19 protein-coding genes and 4 tRNA genes are annotated in these 19972 nt (G+C 60.3%); 18 read left to right on the plus strand and 5 right to left on the minus strand.

Annotation, left to right across the window (positions count from 1 at the left end; translation table 11 throughout):
* Positions 1–148 precede the first annotated feature (148 nt).
* From murJ to ispH, 6 genes are all read left to right on the plus strand, one after another.
* On the plus strand, positions 149–1687 hold the full coding sequence (gene murJ, locus KSS96_RS04635; protein WP_065877323.1) for a murein biosynthesis integral membrane protein MurJ: 1539 nt from the start codon (positions 149–151) through the stop codon (positions 1685–1687).
* Between the two features lie 119 nt (positions 1688–1806).
* Positions 1807–2745, plus strand: a complete 939-nt coding sequence (gene ribF / locus KSS96_RS04640) for a bifunctional riboflavin kinase/FAD synthetase (protein ID WP_017529882.1) — start codon at positions 1807–1809, stop codon at positions 2743–2745.
* Positions 2746–2759: 14 nt separating this feature from the next.
* The gene (ileS, locus tag KSS96_RS04645) at positions 2760–5591 is read left to right on the plus strand and encodes an isoleucine--tRNA ligase (protein WP_065877322.1); all 2832 of its coding nucleotides are present in this window, start codon (positions 2760–2762) and stop codon (positions 5589–5591) included.
* Complete coding sequence (gene lspA, locus KSS96_RS04650; protein WP_017529880.1) at positions 5584–6093, plus strand: signal peptidase II; 510 nt, start codon at positions 5584–5586, stop codon at positions 6091–6093. Before ileS ends, lspA begins: the two co-directional genes overlap by 8 nt.
* Positions 6094–6100: 7 nt before the next feature.
* Positions 6101–6538 carry an FKBP-type peptidyl-prolyl cis-trans isomerase gene (gene fkpB, locus KSS96_RS04655; RefSeq protein ID WP_175404195.1) on the plus strand — a complete coding sequence of 146 codons (438 nt, stop codon included), beginning with the start codon at positions 6101–6103 and terminating at the stop codon, positions 6536–6538.
* A 179-nt stretch (positions 6539–6717) separates the two neighbouring features.
* Positions 6718–7665 carry a 4-hydroxy-3-methylbut-2-enyl diphosphate reductase gene (ispH, locus tag KSS96_RS04660; protein ID WP_017529878.1) on the plus strand — a complete coding sequence of 316 codons (948 nt, stop codon included), beginning with the start codon at positions 6718–6720 and terminating at the stop codon, positions 7663–7665.
* Here the strand turns inward: ispH and KSS96_RS04665 are convergent.
* Positions 7628–8200, minus strand: coding sequence for a GspH/FimT family pseudopilin (locus tag KSS96_RS04665; protein WP_017529877.1), 573 nt, complete (start codon positions 8198–8200; stop codon positions 7628–7630). The two genes, ispH and KSS96_RS04665, sit on opposite strands and share 38 nt — an antisense overlap.
* A 202-nt stretch (positions 8201–8402) precedes the next feature.
* Here KSS96_RS04665 and pilV point away from each other — a divergent pair, with 202 nt between their 5' ends.
* The 5 genes from pilV to thiO all read left to right on the plus strand — a co-directional run bounded on the left by pilV (position 8403) and on the right by thiO (position 11706).
* Positions 8403–8882, plus strand: coding sequence for a type IV pilus modification protein PilV (gene pilV / locus KSS96_RS04670; protein WP_065877320.1), 480 nt, complete (start codon positions 8403–8405; stop codon positions 8880–8882).
* Complete coding sequence (locus tag KSS96_RS04675) at positions 8879–9586, plus strand: PilW family protein (RefSeq protein ID WP_017529875.1); 708 nt, start codon at positions 8879–8881, stop codon at positions 9584–9586. Before pilV ends, KSS96_RS04675 begins: the two co-directional genes overlap by 4 nt.
* A 10-nt stretch (positions 9587–9596) precedes the next feature.
* Positions 9597–10121, plus strand: a complete 525-nt coding sequence (locus KSS96_RS04680) for a pilus assembly PilX family protein (protein ID WP_116078484.1) — start codon at positions 9597–9599, stop codon at positions 10119–10121.
* Positions 10122–10132: 11 nt separating this feature from the next.
* Positions 10133–10534: a type IV pilin protein gene (locus tag KSS96_RS04685; RefSeq protein WP_065877319.1), complete on the plus strand. Its 402-nt coding sequence runs from the start codon at positions 10133–10135 to the stop codon at positions 10532–10534.
* Positions 10535–10596: 62 nt separating this feature from the next.
* Entirely contained in the window at positions 10597–11706 is a 1110-nt protein-coding gene (gene thiO, locus KSS96_RS04690; RefSeq protein ID WP_065877318.1) for a glycine oxidase ThiO, read from the plus strand.
* Here the strand turns inward: thiO and KSS96_RS04695 are convergent.
* Positions 11693–11926: a PP0621 family protein gene (locus tag KSS96_RS04695; RefSeq protein WP_017529871.1), complete on the minus strand. Its 234-nt coding sequence runs from the start codon at positions 11924–11926 to the stop codon at positions 11693–11695. The genes thiO and KSS96_RS04695 overlap by 14 nt on opposite strands.
* 124 nt (positions 11927–12050) lie before the next feature.
* The gene (locus KSS96_RS04700; RefSeq protein WP_017529870.1) at positions 12051–13076 is read right to left on the minus strand and encodes an outer membrane protein assembly factor BamD; all 1026 of its coding nucleotides are present in this window, start codon (positions 13074–13076) and stop codon (positions 12051–12053) included.
* Between the two features lie 149 nt (positions 13077–13225).
* Between KSS96_RS04700 and rluD the strand changes: the two genes are divergently transcribed.
* The 7 genes from rluD (at position 13226) to KSS96_RS04735 (ending at position 18317) form a co-directional block, all read left to right on the plus strand.
* Positions 13226–14188, plus strand: a complete 963-nt coding sequence (rluD, locus tag KSS96_RS04705) for a 23S rRNA pseudouridine(1911/1915/1917) synthase RluD (RefSeq protein WP_003171668.1) — start codon at positions 13226–13228, stop codon at positions 14186–14188.
* Positions 14185–14910: a peptidoglycan editing factor PgeF gene (gene pgeF / locus KSS96_RS04710; protein WP_065877317.1), complete on the plus strand. Its 726-nt coding sequence runs from the start codon at positions 14185–14187 to the stop codon at positions 14908–14910. The genes rluD and pgeF overlap by 4 nt, the downstream gene beginning before the upstream one ends.
* A gap of 131 nt (positions 14911–15041) precedes the next feature.
* A complete protein-coding gene (gene clpB / locus KSS96_RS04715) occupies positions 15042–17606 on the plus strand; it encodes an ATP-dependent chaperone ClpB (protein ID WP_065877316.1) in 2565 nt (854 codons plus the stop codon).
* Between the two features lie 297 nt (positions 17607–17903).
* Positions 17904–17979 (plus strand) — tRNA-Asn (locus KSS96_RS04720).
* A 9-nt stretch (positions 17980–17988) separates the two neighbouring features.
* Positions 17989–18065 (plus strand) — tRNA-Pro (locus KSS96_RS04725).
* A 5-nt stretch (positions 18066–18070) separates the two neighbouring features.
* Positions 18071–18146, plus strand: a tRNA-Lys gene (locus KSS96_RS04730).
* Positions 18147–18240: 94 nt separating this feature from the next.
* A tRNA-Pro gene (locus tag KSS96_RS04735) sits at positions 18241–18317 on the plus strand.
* 113 nt (positions 18318–18430) lie between these two features.
* Here the strand turns inward: KSS96_RS04735 and KSS96_RS04740 are convergent.
* The gene (locus KSS96_RS04740) at positions 18431–19729 is read right to left on the minus strand and encodes an NAD(P)/FAD-dependent oxidoreductase (RefSeq protein WP_065877315.1); all 1299 of its coding nucleotides are present in this window, start codon (positions 19727–19729) and stop codon (positions 18431–18433) included.
* 60 nt (positions 19730–19789) lie between these two features.
* Complete coding sequence (locus KSS96_RS04745) at positions 19790–19963, minus strand: DUF3094 family protein (RefSeq protein ID WP_065877314.1); 174 nt, start codon at positions 19961–19963, stop codon at positions 19790–19792.
* Between the last annotated feature and the right edge of the window lie 9 nt (positions 19964–19972).

Here is a 19972-nt window from a genome sequence, read left to right on the forward strand (position 1 = left end):
GTGGTCGATCTGAAGAGGCGGGTGATTTATTTCCGGCGCTTGACCTGTAAACTCGCGAGCTTTGGCTCTGTGCTGTTGCAGGCGCGCAGTATCGCATAAGTAGGCGCTTTGTTCGCCTGCTCTTTATCCATAGGCGCAAACTCTTTCAATGAATCTGCTCAAATCGTTGGCCGCCGTCAGCTCTATCACGATGATCTCCCGGGTTTTAGGGTTTGTGCGTGACACCCTGCTGGCGCGTATTTTTGGCGCCAGTATGGCCACGGATGCGTTCTTTATTGCCTTTAAATTGCCCAACCTGCTGCGGCGTATCTTCGCCGAGGGGGCCTTTTCCCAGGCATTTGTACCGATCCTGGCGGAATACAAAACCCAGCAGGGCGAGGAGGCGACCCGAACCTTTATTGCCTACGTCTCGGGCCTGCTGACCCTGGTGTTGATGCTGGTGACGCTCATCGGCATGCTTGCGGCGCCCTGGGTCATCTGGGCCACGGCCCCCGGCTTTGCCAATACCCCGGAAAAATTCGCGCTGACCACCGACCTGCTGCGAGTGACCTTTCCTTATATATTGCTGATCTCCCTGTCGTCCCTGGCCGGGGCGATCCTCAATACCTGGAACCGTTTCTCGGTGCCGGCATTCGTACCGACCCTGCTTAACGTCAGCATGATCGTCTTCGCGTTGTTCCTCACGCCGTACTTCGAGCCGCCGGTGATGGCCCTGGGCTGGGCCGTGCTGGCCGGTGGCCTGGCGCAATTGTTGTACCAGCTGCCGCACCTGAAAAAGATCGGCATGCTGGTGTTGCCGCGTTTGAACCTCAAGGACACCGGCGTGTGGCGCGTCATGCGCAATATGCTGCCGGCGATCCTCGGCGTGTCGGTCAGCCAGATCTCCCTGATCATTAACACTGCGTTCGCTTCGTTGCTGGTGTCGGGCTCTGTGTCGTGGATGTACTACGCCGACCGCCTGATGGAACTGCCCTCCGGCGTGCTCGGCGTGGCCCTCGGTACCATTCTGCTGCCAACCCTGGCGCGTACCTACGCGAGCAAGGACCGCCAGGAATACTCGCGCATCCTCGATTGGGGGCTGCGCCTGTGCTTCGTCCTGGTGTTGCCCTGCGCCCTGGCCCTGGGCATCCTCGCCGAGCCGCTGACGGTGGCGCTGTTCCAATACGGGCAATTCGATGCCCATGACGCGTTAATGACGCAGCACGCGCTGGTCGCCTATTCCGTGGGCCTGCTGGGCATCATCGTGATCAAAGTGCTGGCACCGGGGTTTTATGCGCAGCAGAACATCCGTACGCCGGTAAAAATCGCGATCTTCACCTTGATCGTCACCCAACTGCTGAACCTGGTGTTTATCGGCCCGCTGGCCCACGCCGGCCTGGCCCTGGCGATCAGCGCCGGTGCGTGCATCAACGCTGGCCTTTTGTTTTACCAACTGCGCAAACAGCAGATGTTCCAGCCGCAGCCGGGTTGGGGCCTGTTTGCGCTCAAGCTGCTGGTGGCGGTGGCAATGATGTCGGCGGTGCTGCTCGGGCTGATGCACGTGATGCCCGCCTGGAGCGAAGGCCATATGCTGGAGCGCTTCATGCGCCTGGGCGTGCTGGTCGTCGCTGGCGTGGTGGTGTACTTCGGTATGTTGCTGCTGCAGGGTTTCCGTTTGCGGGATTTCAATCGCAAGTCCCTGAGTTAGAGAGTTTGCCGCGATAAAACGGCAGTTTTATCGATTCGACCCATTTGGCCTGCGCTGTTGCCTGTCGTCCGGGGCCGGGTGTGGTTATAATCGACCACTTTATGAGCAAGAAGCGCGTTATGCAGCTGGTTCGAGGTCTCCACAACCTGCGCCCCGAGCATCGGGGCTGCGTCGCCACTATTGGCAACTTTGACGGTGTTCACCGTGGCCACCAGGCTATCCTGGCCCGGCTGCGCGAGCGCGCCGTCGAGTTGGGCGTACCCAGCTGCGTGGTGATTTTTGAGCCACAGCCGCGGGAGTTCTTTACCCCAGAAACGGCTCCGGCCCGCCTGGCCCGCTTGCGGGACAAGCTGCAACTGCTGGCTGAAGAAGGCGTGGACCGCGTTCTCTGCCTGGCTTTCAACCAGCGCTTGCAAAGCCTCAGCGCCGCCGAATTCGTCGATCGCATCCTGGTGGATGGCTTGGGCGTACAACACTTGGAGGTCGGTGACGACTTCCGTTTTGGTTGCGACCGCGTCGGCGATTTCGATTTCCTGCAACACGCTGGCGTAGAGCAGGGTTTTACCGTCGAGGCCGCGCAAACCGTCGAACTGGACGGCCTGCGCGTGAGCAGTACACAGGTGCGTAACGCCCTGGCCGCTGCCGACTTCGCCTTGGCCGAGCGATTGCTCGGTCGCCCGTTCCGCATTGCCGGGCGGGTGTTGCACGGCCAGAAGTTGGCGCGCCAATTAGGCACGCCTACCGCCAACGTGCAACTCAAGCGCCGTCGAGTGCCGCTGACCGGGGTTTACCTGGTGAGCGTCGACATCGACGGCCAATCGTGGCCGGGAGTCGCCAATATAGGCGTCAGGCCCACGGTTGCAGGTGATGGCAAGGCCCACCTGGAAGTTCACCTTTTGGATTTTGCCGGTGATTTATACGACCGGCGTTTGACGGTGGTTTTCCACCAAAAGCTGCGTGAAGAGCAGCGTTTCGCCTCCCTTGAGGCGTTGAAAACGGCGATCAATGCGGATGTCGCCGCCGCCCGTGCACTAGCCGCACCTAGCGCCCATCGCTAACCGAAGAGCCTTAAATGACCGACTATAAAGCCACGCTAAACCTTCCGGACACCGCCTTCCCAATGAAGGCCGGCCTGCCACAGCGCGAACCGCAGATCCTGCAGCGCTGGGACAGTATTGGCCTGTACGGAAAGTTGCGCGAAATTGGCAAGGATCGTCCGAAGTTCGTCCTGCACGACGGCCCTCCTTATGCCAACGGCACGATTCACATCGGTCATGCGCTGAACAAGATTCTCAAGGACATGATCCTGCGCTCCAAAACCCTTTCGGGCTTCGACGCACCCTATGTCCCGGGTTGGGACTGCCACGGCCTGCCGATCGAGCACAAAGTCGAAGTGACCTACGGCAAGAACCTGGGTGCCGATAAAACCCGCGAACTGTGCCGTGCCTACGCCACCGAGCAGATCGAAGGGCAGAAGTCCGAGTTCATCCGCCTGGGTGTGCTGGGCGACTGGGCCAACCCGTACAAAACCATGAACTTCAAGAACGAGGCCGGTGAAATCCGTGCCTTGGCCGAAATCGTCAAGGGCGGTTTCGTGTTCAAGGGCCTCAAGCCCGTGAACTGGTGCTTTGACTGCGGTTCGGCCCTGGCTGAAGCGGAAGTCGAGTACGAAGACAAGAAGTCCTCGACCATCGACGTGGCCTTCCCGATCGCCGACGACGCCAAGCTGGCCGAGGCTTTCGGCCTGGCAAGCCTGGCCAAGCCGGCTGCCATCGTGATCTGGACCACCACCCCCTGGACCATTCCCGCCAACCAGGCGCTGAACGTGCACCCGGAATTCACCTACGCCCTGGTGGACGTGGGTGATCGCCTGCTGGTGCTCGCCGAGGAAATGGTCGAGGCGTGCCTGGCGCGTTACGAACTGCAAGGCTCGGTGATCGCCACCACCACCGGCTCCGCGCTGGAACTGATCAACTTCCGTCACCCGTTCTATGACCGCCTGTCGCCGGTGTACCTGGCTGACTACGTCGAGCTGGGTTCGGGTACTGGCATTGTCCACTGCTCGCCGGCCTACGGCGTGGACGACTTCGTGATCTGCAAGAAATACGGCATGGTCAACGACGACATCATCAACCCGGTACAGAGCAACGGTGTCTACGTGCCGTCGCTGGAGTTCTTCGGCGGCCAGTTCATCTTCAAGGCCGATCAGCCGATCATCGACAAGTTGCGTGAAGTCGGTGCGCTGATGCAAACCGACACCATCAAGCACAGCTACATGCACTGCTGGCGCCACAAGACTCCGCTGATCTACCGCGCCACTGCGCAGTGGTTCATCGGCATGGACAAAGCGCCGACCAGCGGCGACACCCTGCGTGTTCGCTCGCTCAAAGCCATTGAAGACACCCAGTTCGTGCCGGCCTGGGGCCAGGCGCGCCTGCACTCGATGATCGCCAATCGCCCGGACTGGTGCATCTCCCGCCAACGTAACTGGGGCGTGCCGATCCCGTTCTTCCTGAACAAGGAAAGCGGCGAACTGCACCCGCGCACCGTCGAACTGATGGAAGTCGTGGCCCAGCGCGTTGAACAGGAAGGCATCGAAGCCTGGTTCAAGCTGGACGCCGCCGAGCTGCTGGGCGACGAAGCGCCGCAGTACGACAAGATCAGCGACACCCTCGACGTGTGGTTCGACTCCGGCACCACCCATTGGCACGTGCTGCGTGGTTCGCACCCGATGGGCCATGACGCTGGCCCGCGTGCCGACCTGTACCTGGAAGGTTCCGACCAGCACCGTGGCTGGTTCCACTCTTCGTTGCTGACCGGTTGCGCTATCGACAATCACGCGCCGTACCGCGAACTGCTGACCCACGGCTTCACCGTCGACGAGACGGGTCGCAAGATGTCCAAGTCGCTGAAAAACGTGATCGAACCGAAAAAAATCAACGACACCCTGGGCGCCGACATCATGCGCCTGTGGGTGGCGTCTACCGATTACTCGGGCGAAATCGCCGTGTCGGACCAGATCTTGGCCCGCAGCGCCGATGCCTACCGCCGTATCCGTAATACCGCGCGCTTCCTGCTGTCGAACCTGACCGGTTTTAACCCGGCCACCGACATCCTGCCGGCCGAGGACATGCTCGCCCTGGACCGTTGGGCCGTGGACCGTACCCTGTTGCTGCAGCGCGAGTTGCAGGAACACTACGGCGAATACCGCTTCTGGAACGTCTACTCGAAAATCCACAACTTCTGCGTGCAGGAGCTCGGTGGTTTCTACCTCGACATCATCAAGGACCGCCAGTACACCACCGGCGCCAACAGCAAGGCACGCCGCTCGGCGCAGACCGCGCTGTACCACATCTCTGAAGCGCTGGTGCGCTGGATCGCGCCGATCCTGGCCTTCACCGCCGACGAGCTGTGGGAATACCTGCCGGGCGAGCGTAACGAATCGGTCATGCTCAACACCTGGTATGAAGGCCTGACCGAGTTGCCGGCTGACTTCGAACTGGGCCGCGAATACTGGGAAGGCGTAATGGCCGTCAAGGTCGCGGTGAACAAGGAGCTGGAGGTTCAGCGTGCGGCCAAAGCCGTTGGCGGCAACCTGCAAGCCGAAGTCACCCTGTTTGCCGAGGAAGGCCTGACGGCCGACCTGGCCAAGCTGAGCAACGAACTGCGCTTTGTGCTGATCACCTCCACCGCGAGCCTGGCGCCATTCGCCCAGGCCCCGGCGGACGCCGTGGCCACCGAAGTGCCGGGCCTCAAGCTCAAAGTGGTCAAGTCGGCCTTCCCCAAGTGCGCGCGTTGCTGGCACTGCCGTGAAGATGTCGGCGTAAACCCGGAGCATCCGGAAATCTGCGGTCGTTGCGTCGACAACATTTCCGGTGAAGGCGAGGTTCGTCACTATGCCTGACACCCGTCGTTTCGGACGCCTGGGCTTGCTCGTGTTGAGCCTGCTGATCCTGATCATTGACCAGGTCAGCAAGGCTCACTTCGAAGGCTCCCTGGAAATGTTCCAGCAAATCGTGGTGATCCCGGATTACTTCAGTTGGACCCTGGCCTACAACACCGGCGCCGCCTTCAGTTTCCTCGCCGATGGTGGTGGTTGGCAGCGTTGGTTGTTTGCCCTGATCGCCTTGGTGGTCAGTGCGGTGCTGGTGGTCTGGCTCAAGCGCCTGGGCCGTGATGACACCTGGCTTGCCGTCGCCCTGGCCCTGGTGCTGGGCGGTGCACTGGGTAACCTGTACGACCGCATTGCCCTCGGCCATGTGATCGACTTCATCCTGGTGCATTGGCAGAACCGTCATTATTTCCCTGCGTTCAACTTCGCCGACAGTGCCATCACCGTGGGCGCAATCATGCTGGCGCTGGATATGTTCAAAAGTAAGAAAACCGGAGAGACCGTCAATGACTGATCAGGTATTGGCTGAGCAACGCATCGGCCAGAACACGGAAGTCACTTTGCATTTCGCACTGCGTCTGGAAAATGGCGACACGGTCGACAGCACGTTCGACAAGGCCCCGGCGACCTTCAAAGTCGGCGACGGCAACCTGCTGCCGGGTTTCGAAGCGGCACTGTTCGGTTTCAAGGCCGGTGACAAGCGCACCCTGCAGATCCTGCCGGAAAACGCCTTTGGCCAGCCCAACCCGCAAAACGTACAGATCATCCCGCGTTCGCAGTTCCAGGATATGGAACTGTCGGAAGGCCTGCTGGTGATTTTCAACGATGCGGCGAACACTGAATTGCCTGGCGTGGTGAAAGCATTTGATGACGCGCAAGTGACCATCGACTTCAACCACCCGTTGGCTGGCAAGACACTGACCTTTGACGTCGAGATTATTAACGTCAAAGCGCTGTAACTGAGCGTACGCGCTCTAAAATGTGGGAGGGGGCTAGCTCCCGATAGCGGCGTATCAGCTAAATATGTACAGACTGATATACCGATATCGGGAGCCAGCCCCCTCCCACCTTTGATCTCCATTGTTGGTTGAGTCAGTGTCAAATTGACTCAATGTGGCTGCAAAACACGAGGCACAGCATGCAAATCAAACTCGCCAACCCCCGTGGTTTCTGCGCCGGCGTGGATAGGGCGATCGAAATCGTCAACCGCGCCCTTGAAGTCTTCGGGCCGCCTATCTACGTGCGCCATGAAGTCGTCCACAACAAATTCGTGGTCGAGGACCTGCGCGCACGCGGTGCGATCTTTGTCGAAGAGCTGGATCAGGTGCCGGACGACGTTATCGTTATCTTCAGCGCCCATGGTGTTTCCCAGGCCGTGCGTACCGAAGCGGCAGGCCGTGGCCTGAAAGTCTTCGACGCCACGTGCCCGCTGGTCACCAAGGTGCATATCGAAGTCGCGCGCTACAGTCGCGACGGTCGTGAATGCATCCTGATCGGCCATGCCGGCCACCCGGAAGTTGAAGGCACCATGGGCCAGTACGACGCCAGTAATGGCGGCGCGATTTACCTGGTGGAAGACGAAAAAGACGTCGCCAGCCTACAGGTGAATAACCCTGAACGTTTGGCCTTCGTGACCCAGACCACCTTGTCCATGGACGATACCAGTCGCGTGATCGATGCCCTGCGCACCCGCTTTCCAGCCATTGGCGGCCCGCGCAAAGACGACATTTGCTACGCCACCCAAAACCGCCAGGATGCGGTCAAGCAACTGGCTGATGAATGCGATGTGGTACTGGTCGTCGGCAGCCCAAACAGCTCCAACTCCAACCGCCTGCGCGAGTTGGCTGAGCGCATGGCGACACCGGCATACCTGATCGACGGTGCCGAAGACCTGCAGCGCAGCTGGTTCGACGGTGTCGAGCGGATTGGTATCACCGCCGGCGCCTCGGCCCCGGAAGTGCTGGTGCGCGGCGTTATCCAGCAACTGCATGCCTGGGGTGCTACCGGCGCTGATGAATTGGCTGGCCGTGAGGAGAACATCACGTTCTCTATGCCCAAGGAGCTGCGGGTGCGCTCGCTGCTGTGACGGCCGGGATGCCGGAATAGCTCCGGCACAACGCCTGCTCGGCTTTGTCGCTGCGCAGGCTGATGCGCCCGCTGGGTGCCAACACCACCTGGTGCAAGCTCTGGGGCTGGTCCGTGGCGCAGACATGCACCGTGCCGGCCCGAAACCCTCCTCCTGAAAACACCGGTTCGCCCAGCCCGTTGAAACGTACCTGGCTCTTGACCGGCCCATTGCCGACGATGGGCACGCGCCCGCTGTCCTGGCGCTCCAGCAGTACGGGGTTGTCATCGTCCTCTTGACCGCGCCCGCTCAGATCCGCGATTACCCGCCAGCCTTGGCTCCAGTCATCATTGACGGCGTAAATGACCACCGCCCGGTTGCGTACGATGGCTTCAGTGCGGGCGAAGCGAAGCCCGCTCGCCAGTGATCGTGCCGCGCTCTGTCGTTGCTGTGACTCGAGCAGGCTCTTGAAACCGGGCACGGCCAGGTGCGCCAGGATGCCGCTCACCAGCAGCCCGAGCAGCAGCTCTATTAAAGTGAAACCCCGTTGGCGCATGTAATGTCCCTCCGTGGACGCAGGTCTGGATGCGGCTCAGTCAAAGGTATAGCGGCTGGAACGAGGCGCTGGATGATGGCCTTTACGTCCAAAGTATTTCCCTTTGTTCCGCGAGCGGCACGGGCGAAAAACCAGCGCTAGGCTTGAGTCGCACGGCGGGCTTTGCCTGCTTTTCTGGCCTTCGACACGGATCGCGACGGTAATGCAGATTTATGTGAACACTTGTTTTTCCTGCTCTTTACCCCGGTACCAAATCGGCATGACGCTGATCGAGGCGCTGGTAGCGGTGCTGATTCTTACCGTTGGTCTGTTAGGTGCGGCTGCGCTTCAGCTCAATGCGCTCAAGTACACCGACAGCGCGAGGATGGCCAGCCAAGCCAGTTTCATCGCCTATGACATGCTCGACCGAATCCGCGCCAATTCCAGCGCGGACTACCAATGGGGGCGAATTGAGCGAGCCCCGACCACCTCTGCCGGGGTGCGCGACCTGGATCTGCGCGATTTCCAGAGCAACATCCTCGGGTTTGCCGGCGAGAGCGCCAAAGGCGCGGTAGCGGTCAGTGCAGATGAAGTGACCGTGAGCATCCGTTGGGATGACAGCAGGGCGACGCACACGGCCGGAGCCCGGGAAACGTTCACGCTGACCAGTCGCATCGGCTCTGCGTCACGAGTGGCGCAATGAGGTACCGGGTTCGCGGTTTCAGTCTGGTGGAGTTGTTATTGGCCTTGGTTATCGGGCTTGTGCTGTTGCTTGGCGCAAGCCAGGTGCTGATCAGTTCCCGCGTGACCCACGCCAGTCAACAGGCGGCGATGCTGCTGCAAGATGACGCACGCTTTGTACTGAGCAAAATGATCCAGGATATTCGTCAGGCAGGCATGTTTGGCTGTTTGGCCCCGGCGTTTATCGAGAATGCGCCTTTAGCCTTTGATCGACCCATCACCTGGAGTGCCGGGGGCGGTTCGACTTCGCTGACGTTGCTCACGGCGCAGGTTGGCGAAGAGGGTGGCAGGCCGGATTGGACGGTACTGTCGGACTGCACGTCCACTGCCCACGCCTATATCGGTAACGCTCCTGCGCCCGAGCCCGGGCAGATCCGTTTTGCTATACGCCAACTCACCTATACCTTCGAGACCGGGCAGTTGAAGGTCGCCACGCCCAATGCACCGGCCAAGGCGGTACTGGTGGATAACGTACGGGCATTCGATATCAGTTTCGGCGTGGCCGCCAGGTTGGATTCGACAGGCGTTGTGCGTTACGAGACCCGCCCCGCCGACGAAGCCTTGATCCGCAGCGTGCGCCTGCGCATGACTCTGCAAGACCCAGCTGGCCGTGTCAAAGACCAAACCTACAGTGTCGTGGCGGCGCTGCGAAACCGCCTGGGGTAGGGGCATCTTGATGATGGTGGGTATTTCTTCGCGACAGACGGGCATGGTCTTGCTGACCAGCCTGGTCCTTCTGCTGCTGTTGTCGTTGATCGGCTTGTCGTCGATGCAGGGGGCCGTTACCCAGCAAAAGATCGCCGGCAGCCTTTGGCATCGCAACCAGTCGTTCCAAAGTGCCGAGAGCGGCTTGAGGCTGGGGGAACGGGCTGTGCAGCAAATGGGCGCCGTCATGCCCCTGTGCCGGTCGATCATCCATTGTGCGCCGCCGGGCGAGGCATTTTCGGTGCTGGGCGCCGGGGCTCATCCTGTTTCGGCGGTTAGCTGGGTTGCCCTCAAGGCTGGGCTTTATGGGGTTCAATCCTTGGGGGTTGGGACCGGGCTGGCGCATTTGCCGCCGCACAGTTCTGCGGCGTTGTTCCGGGTCACGGCGGTCGGCCTCAGTGGTCAATCGCGCACCGTATTGGAGACCGTGTATGCGCGGGTAGAAGAGCAGGGGCGCTCGCGGTTTCAGCGAGTGGCGTGGCGACAACTTCAATGAGGAGCAGTGGGATGGGCAAGGACAGCCTGGGCTTTACCCTGATCGAGTTACTGATCGCCATGGCGATCATCGCATTTATGGCCGGGATCGCTTACCCCGGCTACTCCGGCCATGTGAAGAAGGTTTATCGCGCGGAAATTGTCGCGTTGTTGAACGAGCAAGCCCAGCACCTGGAGCGCTTTTATACGAGCAACGGCACTTTTATTGACGCCAGTGGCATCAGCGCGGGCAATGATCGCTATAGAATCACCGCTGTGTTGAATCCTCAGGATTTCCACCTGCTGGCGGTGCCGATCACAGGCTCAGCTATGGTCGACGACCCGTGCGGTAACTTCAGCTTGACCAGCACCGGTGCGCGGGAAAACCCGGGTGCAGCGCCTGAAATGTCGCGGCACCAGTGCTGGGGGCAGTGATGAGAGTGTTGGATGACTGGGCGCCGGGTGCGCTTGTTTCTTTTTATCGGCTGGATCGAATGATGGCTAGGCAACAGCAAGTGGTGATCGTCGGTGGCGGAGTCATCGGTTTGTTGACGGCGTACAACCTTGCGACCCAGGGGCAGGCGGTGGTGCTGCTGGAGCGCGCGGGCGTGGGGCAGGAGTCGTCCTGGGCGGGGGGCGGTATTGTTTCGCCCCTGTATCCGTGGCGCTATAGCCCGGCGGTCACCGCGCTGGCGCATTGGTCCCAAGATTTTTATCCACAACTGGCCGAGCGGCTGTTTGCCGCTACGGGTATCGACCCGCAGGTACATACCACTGGCCTGTACTGGCTGGACCTGGACGACGAAACCGAGGCGCTGGCTTGGGCTGCCCGTGAAGGTCGCCCCCTGAGCAAGGTCGATATGGCGGCTGCCCATGACGCGGTTCCGGTGCTGGGTGGTGGGTATTCCCAGGCGATCCATATGGCCGACGTGGCGAATGTGCGTAACCCGCGCCTGGTCAAGTCGCTCAAGGCTGCGTTGCTGGCTCTACCCGGCGTCACCCTCCACGAACAGTGCGAAGTCAGCGGGTTTGTCCTCGGCGATGGGCGCGTGTTGGGGGTGAATACGGCACATGGCCCGATCCTGGGCAAACAGGTGGTGCTGGCGGCGGGCGCGTGGAGCGGTGAACTGCTGGGCACGCTGGGCTTGTCGCTGCCAGTGGAGCCGGTAAAAGGCCAGATGATCCTCTACAAATGCGCTGCGGATTTTCTGTCGTGCATGGTGCTGGCCAAGGGGCGTTATGCGATCCCGCGGCGCGACGGGCATATCCTGATTGGCAGTACTCTGGAGCACGAAGGCTTCGACAAGACCCCCACTGACACCGCATTGGAAAGCCTCAAGGCCTCAGCCGTCGAGCTGATTCCCGCACTGGCGGACGCCGAGGTGGTTGGGCACTGGGCCGGTTTGCGGCCAGGTTCGCCGGAAGGCATTCCGTATATCGGCCAGGTGCCGGGCTTCGAAGGGTTGTGGCTCAATTGCGGGCATTATCGCAATGGCCTGGTGCTGGCGCCGGCTTCCTGTCAGTTGTTCGCCGATCTGTTGCTGGCTCGTACGCCGATCATCGACCCTTCACCTTATGCGCCTGAAGGGCGAGTCAACGCTGGATAGACTTCGGCCCTTGCTCCAAATGCGCCTGGGTGCAGTACCACTCCTGGCGCAAGCTGAGGGCGCGGTCCTGCGGCAGGTGCACGCCGCAGTGAGCGCAGCGCACCATCAGTGCCGAATGGGGCTCGCCGGCACGCTGTTGCTTGGCGGCTGGGCTTTTGAATTTGCGCCAGAACCATACCGCGGCAGCAATAACGGCGATCCAGAACAGAAGACGAAGCATAGTAGGCAGTTCTCGACAAGTAATGCGCCAGTTTAGCCAAGGACATGTCGGGCGCACAGAGTAATAATGCTCACCCATAAAAAAGGAGCCCCCTGGGGGCTCCTTTTTACGTTTCGCCGACTGATCAGTCGAACACGCCGAACGTCATGTAGCTGAACCACGAGCGGTCCTGATTGTTGCCCAGGGCTTGCGGTGCTTCCTCTTCGATCACGTCGCCGTTCTCGTCGTGAGGCTTGAGATCCGAAGGGATGGCGTCTTTCGCGTCCTGGTACTGCTTGATCACGTCCTGATTGGCGCGGGTTTCGCCCGGCGGCAATGGTGGGCGGGACTCGATCAGGCCCAGGGTATATTTGCTCAACCACGAACGGTTGTCCGCTTCGGCGACCTGAGGCACGAACTGGCCGTCTTTCAGGCTAGGGTGATCCGGGTAGTTGAGCTTCAGGGTTTCCAGGCTGGTGCTGGCCAGATCGTCCAGGTGCAGGCGCTGGTAAGCCTCGGTCATCACGGCCAGGCCATCACCCACCGAAGGGGTTTCCTGGAAGTTCTCGACCACGTAACGGCCACGGTTGGCGGCAGCGACGTAGGCCTGACGGGTCAGGTAGTAGTGCGCCACGTGAATTTCGTAGGACGCCAGCAGGTTGCGCAGGTAGATCATGCGCTGCTTGGCGTCCGGCGCGTAGCGGCTGTTGGGGTAGCGGCTGGTCAGCTGGGCGAACTCGTTGTAGGAATCGCGGGCGGCGCCGGGGTCACGCTTGGTCATGTCCAGCGGCAGGAAGCGCGCCAGCAGGCCAACATCCTGATCGAACGAGGTCAGGCCCTTCATGTAGTAGGCGTAGTCGACGTTCGGGTGCTGTGGGTGCAAGCGGATAAAGCGCTCGGCGGCGGACTTGGCGGCCTCCGGCTCGGCGTTCTTGTAGTTGGCGTAGATGAGTTCAAGCTGCGCCTGGTCAGCATAGCGCCCGAACGGATAGCGCGACTCCAGTGCCTTCAGCTTCGCTGTGGCGCTGGTGTAGCTATTATTGTCCAAGTCTTTCTGAGCCAGTTGGTACAACTCGACTTCGCTCAGGTTTTCGTCGACGACTTCCTTTGTTGACGAGCAAGCAGCAGTCATGGCGAGGATGGCGATCAGCAGCAGGTGTTTCACTTGCATGGCGGCTTGCGTCCCTATGACGGCCGCTGTCTTGGGCGGGGCCGTCCTGTTATGATGAGCGCCCCGTTGAAAGCCTCGGGGCAAAAGACGCCGTATTTAACCACAAGCGCGCAGCCGAAACCAAAGGCTGTGCCACGCCTAGTCTGAGCATGTCCGATAAAATTGAACTTCGCGCAGAGGTGCCGTCCGAATTGGGCGGCCAACGCCTCGATCAAGTCGCCGCACAATTATTCGCTGAGCACTCGCGCTCGCGCCTTTCCGCCTGGATCAAAGACGGCCGCCTGACTGTGGATGGAGCGGTTATCCGCCCGCGAGACATAGTCCATGGCGGTGCGATTCTTGAGCTGACTGCCGAGCAGGAAGCCCAGGGAGAATGGGTCGCCCAGGACATCGAGCTGGATATCGTCTATGAAGACGACGACATCCTGGTCATCAATAAACCCGCAGGCCTGGTGGTTCACCCGGCGGCCGGGCACGCTGATGGCACTTTGCTCAATGCCTTGTTGCACCACATCCCCGACATTATCAATGTGCCTCGCTGCGGCATCGTGCACCGTCTGGACAAGGACACCACCGGCTTGATGGTGGTGGCCAAGACCATTCAGGCGCAGACGCAACTGGTTACGCAGTTGCAGAGCCGTAGCGTCAGCCGGATCTATGAGTGCATCGTGATCGGCGTGGTCGTGGCGGGTGGCAAGATCAACGCCCCGATCGGTCGCCACGGCCAGCAGCGCCAGCGTATGGCGGTGATGGAAGGTGGTAAGCAGGCCGTGAGCCACTACCGCGTGCTGGAGCGTTTCCGTTCCCACACCCACGTGCGGGTTAAGCTGGAAACCGGTCGTACCCACCAGATTCGCGTGCACATGGCCCATATCAACTTCCCGCTGGTCGGCGATCCTGCCTACGGTGGTCGTTTCCGTATTCCGCCGGCAGCCAGCCAGACCATGGTCGAGTCGCTCAAAACGTTCCCGCGCCAGGCGCTGCATGCGCGCTTCCTGGAGCTGGACCATCCGACGAGCGGTCAGCGCATGAGCTGGGAATCGCCACTTCCTGACGATTTTGTCTGGTTGCTGTCGCTGCTCAAGCAAGATCGCGAGGCGTTTGTCGGATGAGTGACTGGCTGATACCTGACTGGCCCGCGCCGGACCGGGTAAAGGCCTGCGTCACCACCCGTGCGGGCGGCGTGAGCCTGGCGCCGTTCGACAGCCTCAACCTGGGCGATCATGTCGAGGACAGCCTTGAGGCCGTCCTCGAGAACCGCCGCCGTCTTACCGAAGCCTTTGGTATTCAGCCGGCCTGGCTGCGCCAGGTTCATGGCGTGAGTGTGGTCGAGGCCGACCCCGACCGCACGGCTGAAGCCGATGGCAGTTGGACCAGCACGCCGGGCATCGCCTGCACCGCCATGACCGCCGATTGCCTGCCTGCGTTGTTCTGCAACCGTGCGGGTACCCGTGTCGCGGCGGCCCATGCCGGTTGGCGTGGGCTGGCGGCGGGTGTGTTGGAAGCTGCTTTTGAAAGCCTGGCCGCAGAGCCCGCCGATGTATTGGTCTGGCTGGGCCCGGCAATCGGTCCGCAAGCCTTCGAGGTCGGCCCGGAAGTGCGTGACGCCTTCGTGAAGCAACTGCCGGGTACCGTCGACGCCTTTGTGCCGAGCCGCAACCTTGGCAAGTTCATGGCCGACATTTATATGCTGGCGCGTCTGCGCCTCGCTGCGCGTGGCGTCACGGCCGTGTACGGTGGCGGTTTGTGCACGGTGACCGACCCGCGTTTCTTCTCTTACCGCCGCAGCCCGCGCACCGGTCGGTTTGCCTCCCTTATCTGGCTGGAACGCTAGACTCTCCTGATCCATATCAAGCATCGCCCGCTTGAATCCTCCAGAATCCACCCCATCTATAAGGGTATCTGGCAGGTTTCTTCATTCAGGAATGTTTTATAGCTCCGGCCTGCTCAAAAGGAAGGTGACTAATGCGTATTGATCGTTTAACCAGCAAATTGCAGTTGGCCTTATCGGACTCCCAATCCTTGGCGGTCGGCCTCGACCACCCGGCCATCGAGCCCGCGCACTTGATGCAGGCGCTCCTGGAGCAGCAAGGTGGTTCTATCAAACCTTTGCTGATGCAGGTGGGCTTTGACGTCAACAGCCTGCGCAAGGAGTTGAGCAAAGAGCTCGACCAACTGCCGAAAATCCAGAACCCGACCGGCGACGTGAACATGTCGCAGGACTTGGCGCGCCTGCTTAACCAGGCCGACCGCCTCGCCCAGCAAAAAGGCGACCAGTTCATTTCCAGCGAACTGGTGTTGCTCGCCGCGATGGACGAAAACAGCAAGCTCGGCAAATTGCTGTTGGGGCAGGGCGTGAGCAAGAAAGCCTTGGAAAATGCCATCAACAACCTGCGTGGTGGCGACGCGGTCAACGACCCCAACCACGAGGAGTCGCGCCAGGCCCTGGACAAGTACACCGTCGACCTGACCAAGCGCGCCGAAGACGGCAAGCTTGACCCGGTGATCGGGCGTGACGATGAAATCCGTCGCACCATCCAGGTCCTGCAGCGGCGTACCAAGAACAACCCGGTACTGATCGGTGAGCCTGGCGTGGGTAAAACCGCGATTGCCGAGGGTTTGGCCCAGCGCATCATTAATGGTGAAGTGCCGGACGGCCTTAAAGGCAAGCGCTTGCTGTCCCTGGACATGGGGGCGTTGATCGCGGGTGCCAAGTTCCGTGGCGAGTTCGAAGAGCGCCTCAAATCCCTGCTCAATGAGCTGTCGAAGCAGGAAGGGCAGATCATTCTGTTCATCGACGAACTGCACACTATGGTCGGCGCCGGTAAAGGCGAGGGCTCCATGGATGCAGGCAACATGCTCAAGCCCGCCTTGGCGCGGGGCGAATTGCATTGCGTCGGTGCGACCACGCTCAACGAATATCGCCAATACATTGAAAAAGACGCAGCCCTTGAGCGGCGTTTCCAGAAAGTGCTGGTAGAAGAGCCGAGCGAGGAAGACACCATCGCGATCCTGCGCGGCCTGAAGGAGCGTTACGAGGTCCACCATAAGGTGGCGATCACCGACGGCGCGATCATTGCGGCGGCCAAACTGAGCCATCGCTATATCACCGACCGTCAGTTGCCGGACAAGGCGATCGACTTGATCGACGAAGCGGCCAGCCGTATTCGCATGGAAATCGATTCCAAGCCGGAAGTGCTCGACCGTCTCGACCGACGCTTGATTCAACTCAAAGTCGAATCCCAGGCGCTGAAAAAAGAAGAGGACGACGCCGCGAAGAAACGCCTGGAAAAACTCCAGGAAGAAATCGTGCGCCTGGAGCGTGAATATTCGGACCTCGAAGAAATCTGGACTTCGGAAAAAGCCGAAGTGCAGGGCTCTGCGCAAATCCAGCAGAAGATCGAGCAATCCCGCCAGGAACTGGAAGCCGCGCGCCGTAAAGGCGACTTGAACCGCATGGCCGAGTTGCAGTACGGGGTCATTCCCGACCTGGAGCGCAGCCTGCAAATGGTTGACCAGCACGGGAAGGCGGAAAACCAGCTGCTGCGCAGCAAGGTGACCGAAGAGGAAATCGCCGAAGTCGTCTCGAAGTGGACCGGCATTCCGGTGTCGAAAATGCTCGAAGGCGAGCGCGATAAGCTGCTGAAGATGGAGCACCTGTTGCACCAGCGCGTGATCGGCCAGGAAGAAGCTGTGGTGGCGGTGTCCAATGCGGTGCGCCGTTCCCGGGCCGGCCTGTCCGACCCGAACCGTCCAAGCGGCTCGTTTATGTTCCTCGGCCCGACCGGTGTGGGTAAGACAGAGCTTTGCAAAGCGTTGGCCGAGTTTCTCTTTGATACTGAAGAGGCCATGGTGCGGATCGATATGTCTGAGTTCATGGAGAAACACTCGGTGGCTCGCCTGATCGGTGCGCCGCCAGGCTATGTGGGCTATGAAGAGGGCGGTTACCTGACCGAAGCGGTGCGGCGCAAGCCTTACTCGGTGATCCTGCTGGATGAAGTGGAGAAGGCGCATCCGGATGTGTTCAACATCTTGCTGCAAGTATTGGAGGATGGTCGGTTGACGGACAGCCACGGGCGTACCGTGGACTTTCGCAACACGGTGATCGTGATGACGTCCAACCTGGGCTCGGCACAGATCCAGGAGCTGGTTGGTGATCGTGAGGCGCAGCGCGCGGCGGTGATGGATGCGCTGACCTCGCACTTCCGCCCGGAATTTATCAACCGGGTCGACGAAGTAGTGATCTTCGAACCATTGGCGCGGGATCAGATCGCCGGTATCACTGAGATTCAGTTGGGCCGTCTACGCGCTCGCCTGGCAGAGCGCGAGCTGTCGCTGGAACTGAGCCGCGAGGCGTTGGACAAGCTGATCGCGGTAGGTTACGACCCGGTGTATGGCGCACGGCCTCTGAAACGTGCCATTCAGCGCTGGATCGAGAACCCGCTGGCGCAGTTGATCCTGTCGGGCAGCTTCATGCCGGGTACCAGCGTTGAAGCGACGGTGGAAAACGACGAAATCGTCTTTCACTAAGCCCATCCTGCAAGGCTGATAAGAGAAGGCTCCGCATTGCGGGGCCTTTTTTTTCGATAGGGCGTTGAACTGTAAGGCAAAGGCTTGTAAAGTGCGCCCCGCAGCAACGTCAGCCCACGGGTTTCTTCTCCCCAAGAAGAAATCAGAAAGAAGCGCAAATCATTGTCTTAAAAGCAATTTAAAGGGTTGACAGGGGTTTTTAAGATTGTAGAATAGCGCGCCTCAGAGACGCTAACGTAGCGATACGGACAGGGTCGAAGAGGAAGGTTACACCGCAGTAAAATTGAAATATGTAGTTCCGTGATAGCTCAGTCGGTAGAGCAAATGACTGTTAATCATTGGGTCCCAGGTTCGAGTCCTGGTCACGGAGCCAATTTCAAACCGGGGTATAGCGCAGTCCGGTAGCGCGCCTGCTTTGGGAGCAGGATGTCGGGAGTTCGAATCCCCCTACCCCGACCATATTTGGGTCGTTAGCTCAGTTGGTAGAGCAGTTGGCTTTTAACCAATTGGTCGTAGGTTCGAATCCCACACGACCCACCATTTTTGAAACCAGCTCAGGCTGGAATCGAATCTTAAGATCAGAGGCCAAAAGCGCTGATCGAAGAAGGCGACTGAAAGGTCGCCTTTTTATTACCGGGGTATAGCGCAGTCCGGTAGCGCGCCTGCTTTGGGAGCAGGATGTCAGGAGTTCGAATCCCCTTACCCCGACCATATTGAAAATCCTCGTATCGAAAGATACGGGGATTTTTTTTGCGTGCACGAAACCCAAGTGCGCTGAAGAGTAACTGTGGGAGGGGGCTTGCTCCCACATGGCTTATGCGTTTTTAGTGAAGTTTGAGGCGCGGCTCCGTGCCACGTCCGATCTTGCTGCCCAACATCAACATCGCCGTACGGAAGAACCCATACAGCGCCATCTGGTGCATGCGGTACAGCGACACATAGAACATCCGCGCCAGCCAGCCTTCCAGCATTACGCTGCCGGTCAGGTTGCCCATCAGGTTGCCCACCGCCGAGAAGCGAGACAGCGAAATCAGCGACCCGTAGTCGGTGTACTTGTACGACGGTAACTCCTTGCCCTCAATTCGCAGTTTCAGCGACTTGGCCAGCAGTGATGCCTGCTGGTGAGCGGCTTGCGCACGGGGCGGCACGTTGCGGTCGGTGCCCGGTTGCGGGCAGGCCGCGCAGTCGCCGAAGGCAAAGATATTTTCGTCGCGGGTGGTTTGCAGTGTCTGCAGTACGTGCAGCTGATTGATGCGATTGGTTTCCAGCCCATCGATGTCCTTGAGGAACGCCGGCGCGCGAATCCCGGCGGCCCACACTTTCAAGCTGGCCGGAATCACCTGGCCGCTGCTTGTGATCAGCGCGTCAGCCGTCACCTCACTGACCGCCGAGTCGGTCAGCACGGTCACGCCGAGCTTCTCCAGGGTTTTATGCACGGGCGCGCCGATGCGCTCCGGCAGGGCAGGCAGTACCCGTGGGCCGGCTTCGATCAGGGTGATGTGCATGTTTTCCGGCTTGATGCGGTCCAGGCCATACGCCGCCAGTTCATGGGCGGCGTTATGCAGCTCGGCGGCCAGTTCAACGCCGGTTGCGCCGGCGCCGACGATCGCGACGCTGATTTTCTCCACCACATCGCTCTGCCCTGCATGAGCGCGCAGATAGTGGTTGAGCAATTGTTGGTGGAAGCGTTCGGCCTGCTTGCGGGTGTCGAGGAATAGGCAATGTTGCGCCGCGCCCTCGGTGCCGAAATCGTTGGTGGTGCTGCCGACCGCGATCACCAGGCTGTCATAGGCCAGCACGCGCGCAGGCACTAGCTCGCGGCCTTCTTCGTCGAGGGTGGCGGCCAGCTGGATTTTCTTCTGTTCACGGTCAAGCCCGCTCATGCGCCCCAGTTGGAACTCGAAGTGGTTCCATTTGGCCTGGGCGACATAATTAAGTTCGTCTTCAGAAGAGTTCAGCGACCCGGCAGCCACTTCGTGCAGAAGGGGTTTCCAGATATGGGTCAGGTTGGTATCTACCAGCGTGATGCTGGCGGTACCGCGCTTGCCCAGAGTCTTACCCAGGCGGGTAGCCAACTCCAGGCCGCCGGCGCCGCCGCCGACGATAATAATACGATGGGTCATGGGGATATCTCGCAAGGCTAAAAGAAATCGGAGCAGTTACCCCCGCGAGCGCCAGGCAGCTCATAGCGTCAGGTAACTCAAAAGGCGGCTCAGCAGGCCGAGCCCAATCACCGCCACCAGCACCACACAGAAGAGCAGCCACGGCCGGAAAGGCTTGCGCTCGACTCTGTTCTGGGAGAGTTGCAGGTACTCTTCGACACGCTGTTGGTCGTCGGGTTTCAGGCGGCTGGTCATATAGAGCCT

The sequence above is a fragment of the Pseudomonas asgharzadehiana genome, from assembly GCF_019139815.1.
Taxonomy (GTDB): domain Bacteria; phylum Pseudomonadota; class Gammaproteobacteria; order Pseudomonadales; family Pseudomonadaceae; genus Aquipseudomonas; species Aquipseudomonas asgharzadehiana.

Bases quoted from the DNA above. Each gene is read 5' to 3' on its own strand.
- murJ (WP_065877323.1), top strand. From the start codon at position 149: ATGAATCTGCTCAAATCGTTGGCCGCCGTCAGCTCTATCACGATGATC.
- ribF (WP_017529882.1), top strand. From the start codon at position 1,807: ATGCAGCTGGTTCGAGGTCTCCACAACCTGCGCCCCGAGCATCGGGGC.
- ileS (WP_065877322.1), top strand. From the start codon at position 2,760: ATGACCGACTATAAAGCCACGCTAAACCTTCCGGACACCGCCTTCCCA.
- lspA (WP_017529880.1), top strand. From the start codon at position 5,584: ATGCCTGACACCCGTCGTTTCGGACGCCTGGGCTTGCTCGTGTTGAGC.
- ispH (WP_017529878.1), top strand. From the start codon at position 6,718: ATGCAAATCAAACTCGCCAACCCCCGTGGTTTCTGCGCCGGCGTGGAT.
- KSS96_RS04665 (WP_017529877.1), bottom strand. From the start codon at position 8,200: ATGCGCCAACGGGGTTTCACTTTAATAGAGCTGCTGCTCGGGCTGCTG.
- pilV (WP_065877320.1), top strand. From the start codon at position 8,403: ATGCAGATTTATGTGAACACTTGTTTTTCCTGCTCTTTACCCCGGTAC.
- KSS96_RS04675 (WP_017529875.1), top strand. From the start codon at position 8,879: ATGAGGTACCGGGTTCGCGGTTTCAGTCTGGTGGAGTTGTTATTGGCC.
- KSS96_RS04680 (WP_116078484.1), top strand. From the start codon at position 9,597: ATGATGGTGGGTATTTCTTCGCGACAGACGGGCATGGTCTTGCTGACC.
- KSS96_RS04685 (WP_065877319.1), top strand. From the start codon at position 10,133: ATGGGCAAGGACAGCCTGGGCTTTACCCTGATCGAGTTACTGATCGCC.
- thiO (WP_065877318.1), top strand. From the start codon at position 10,597: ATGGCTAGGCAACAGCAAGTGGTGATCGTCGGTGGCGGAGTCATCGGT.
- KSS96_RS04695 (WP_017529871.1), bottom strand. From the start codon at position 11,926: ATGCTTCGTCTTCTGTTCTGGATCGCCGTTATTGCTGCCGCGGTATGG.
- KSS96_RS04700 (WP_017529870.1), bottom strand. From the start codon at position 13,076: ATGCAAGTGAAACACCTGCTGCTGATCGCCATCCTCGCCATGACTGCT.
- rluD (WP_003171668.1), top strand. From the start codon at position 13,226: ATGTCCGATAAAATTGAACTTCGCGCAGAGGTGCCGTCCGAATTGGGC.
- pgeF (WP_065877317.1), top strand. From the start codon at position 14,185: ATGAGTGACTGGCTGATACCTGACTGGCCCGCGCCGGACCGGGTAAAG.
- clpB (WP_065877316.1), top strand. From the start codon at position 15,042: ATGCGTATTGATCGTTTAACCAGCAAATTGCAGTTGGCCTTATCGGAC.
- KSS96_RS04740 (WP_065877315.1), bottom strand. From the start codon at position 19,729: ATGACCCATCGTATTATTATCGTCGGCGGCGGCGCCGGCGGCCTGGAG.
- KSS96_RS04745 (WP_065877314.1), bottom strand. From the start codon at position 19,963: ATGACCAGCCGCCTGAAACCCGACGACCAACAGCGTGTCGAAGAGTAC.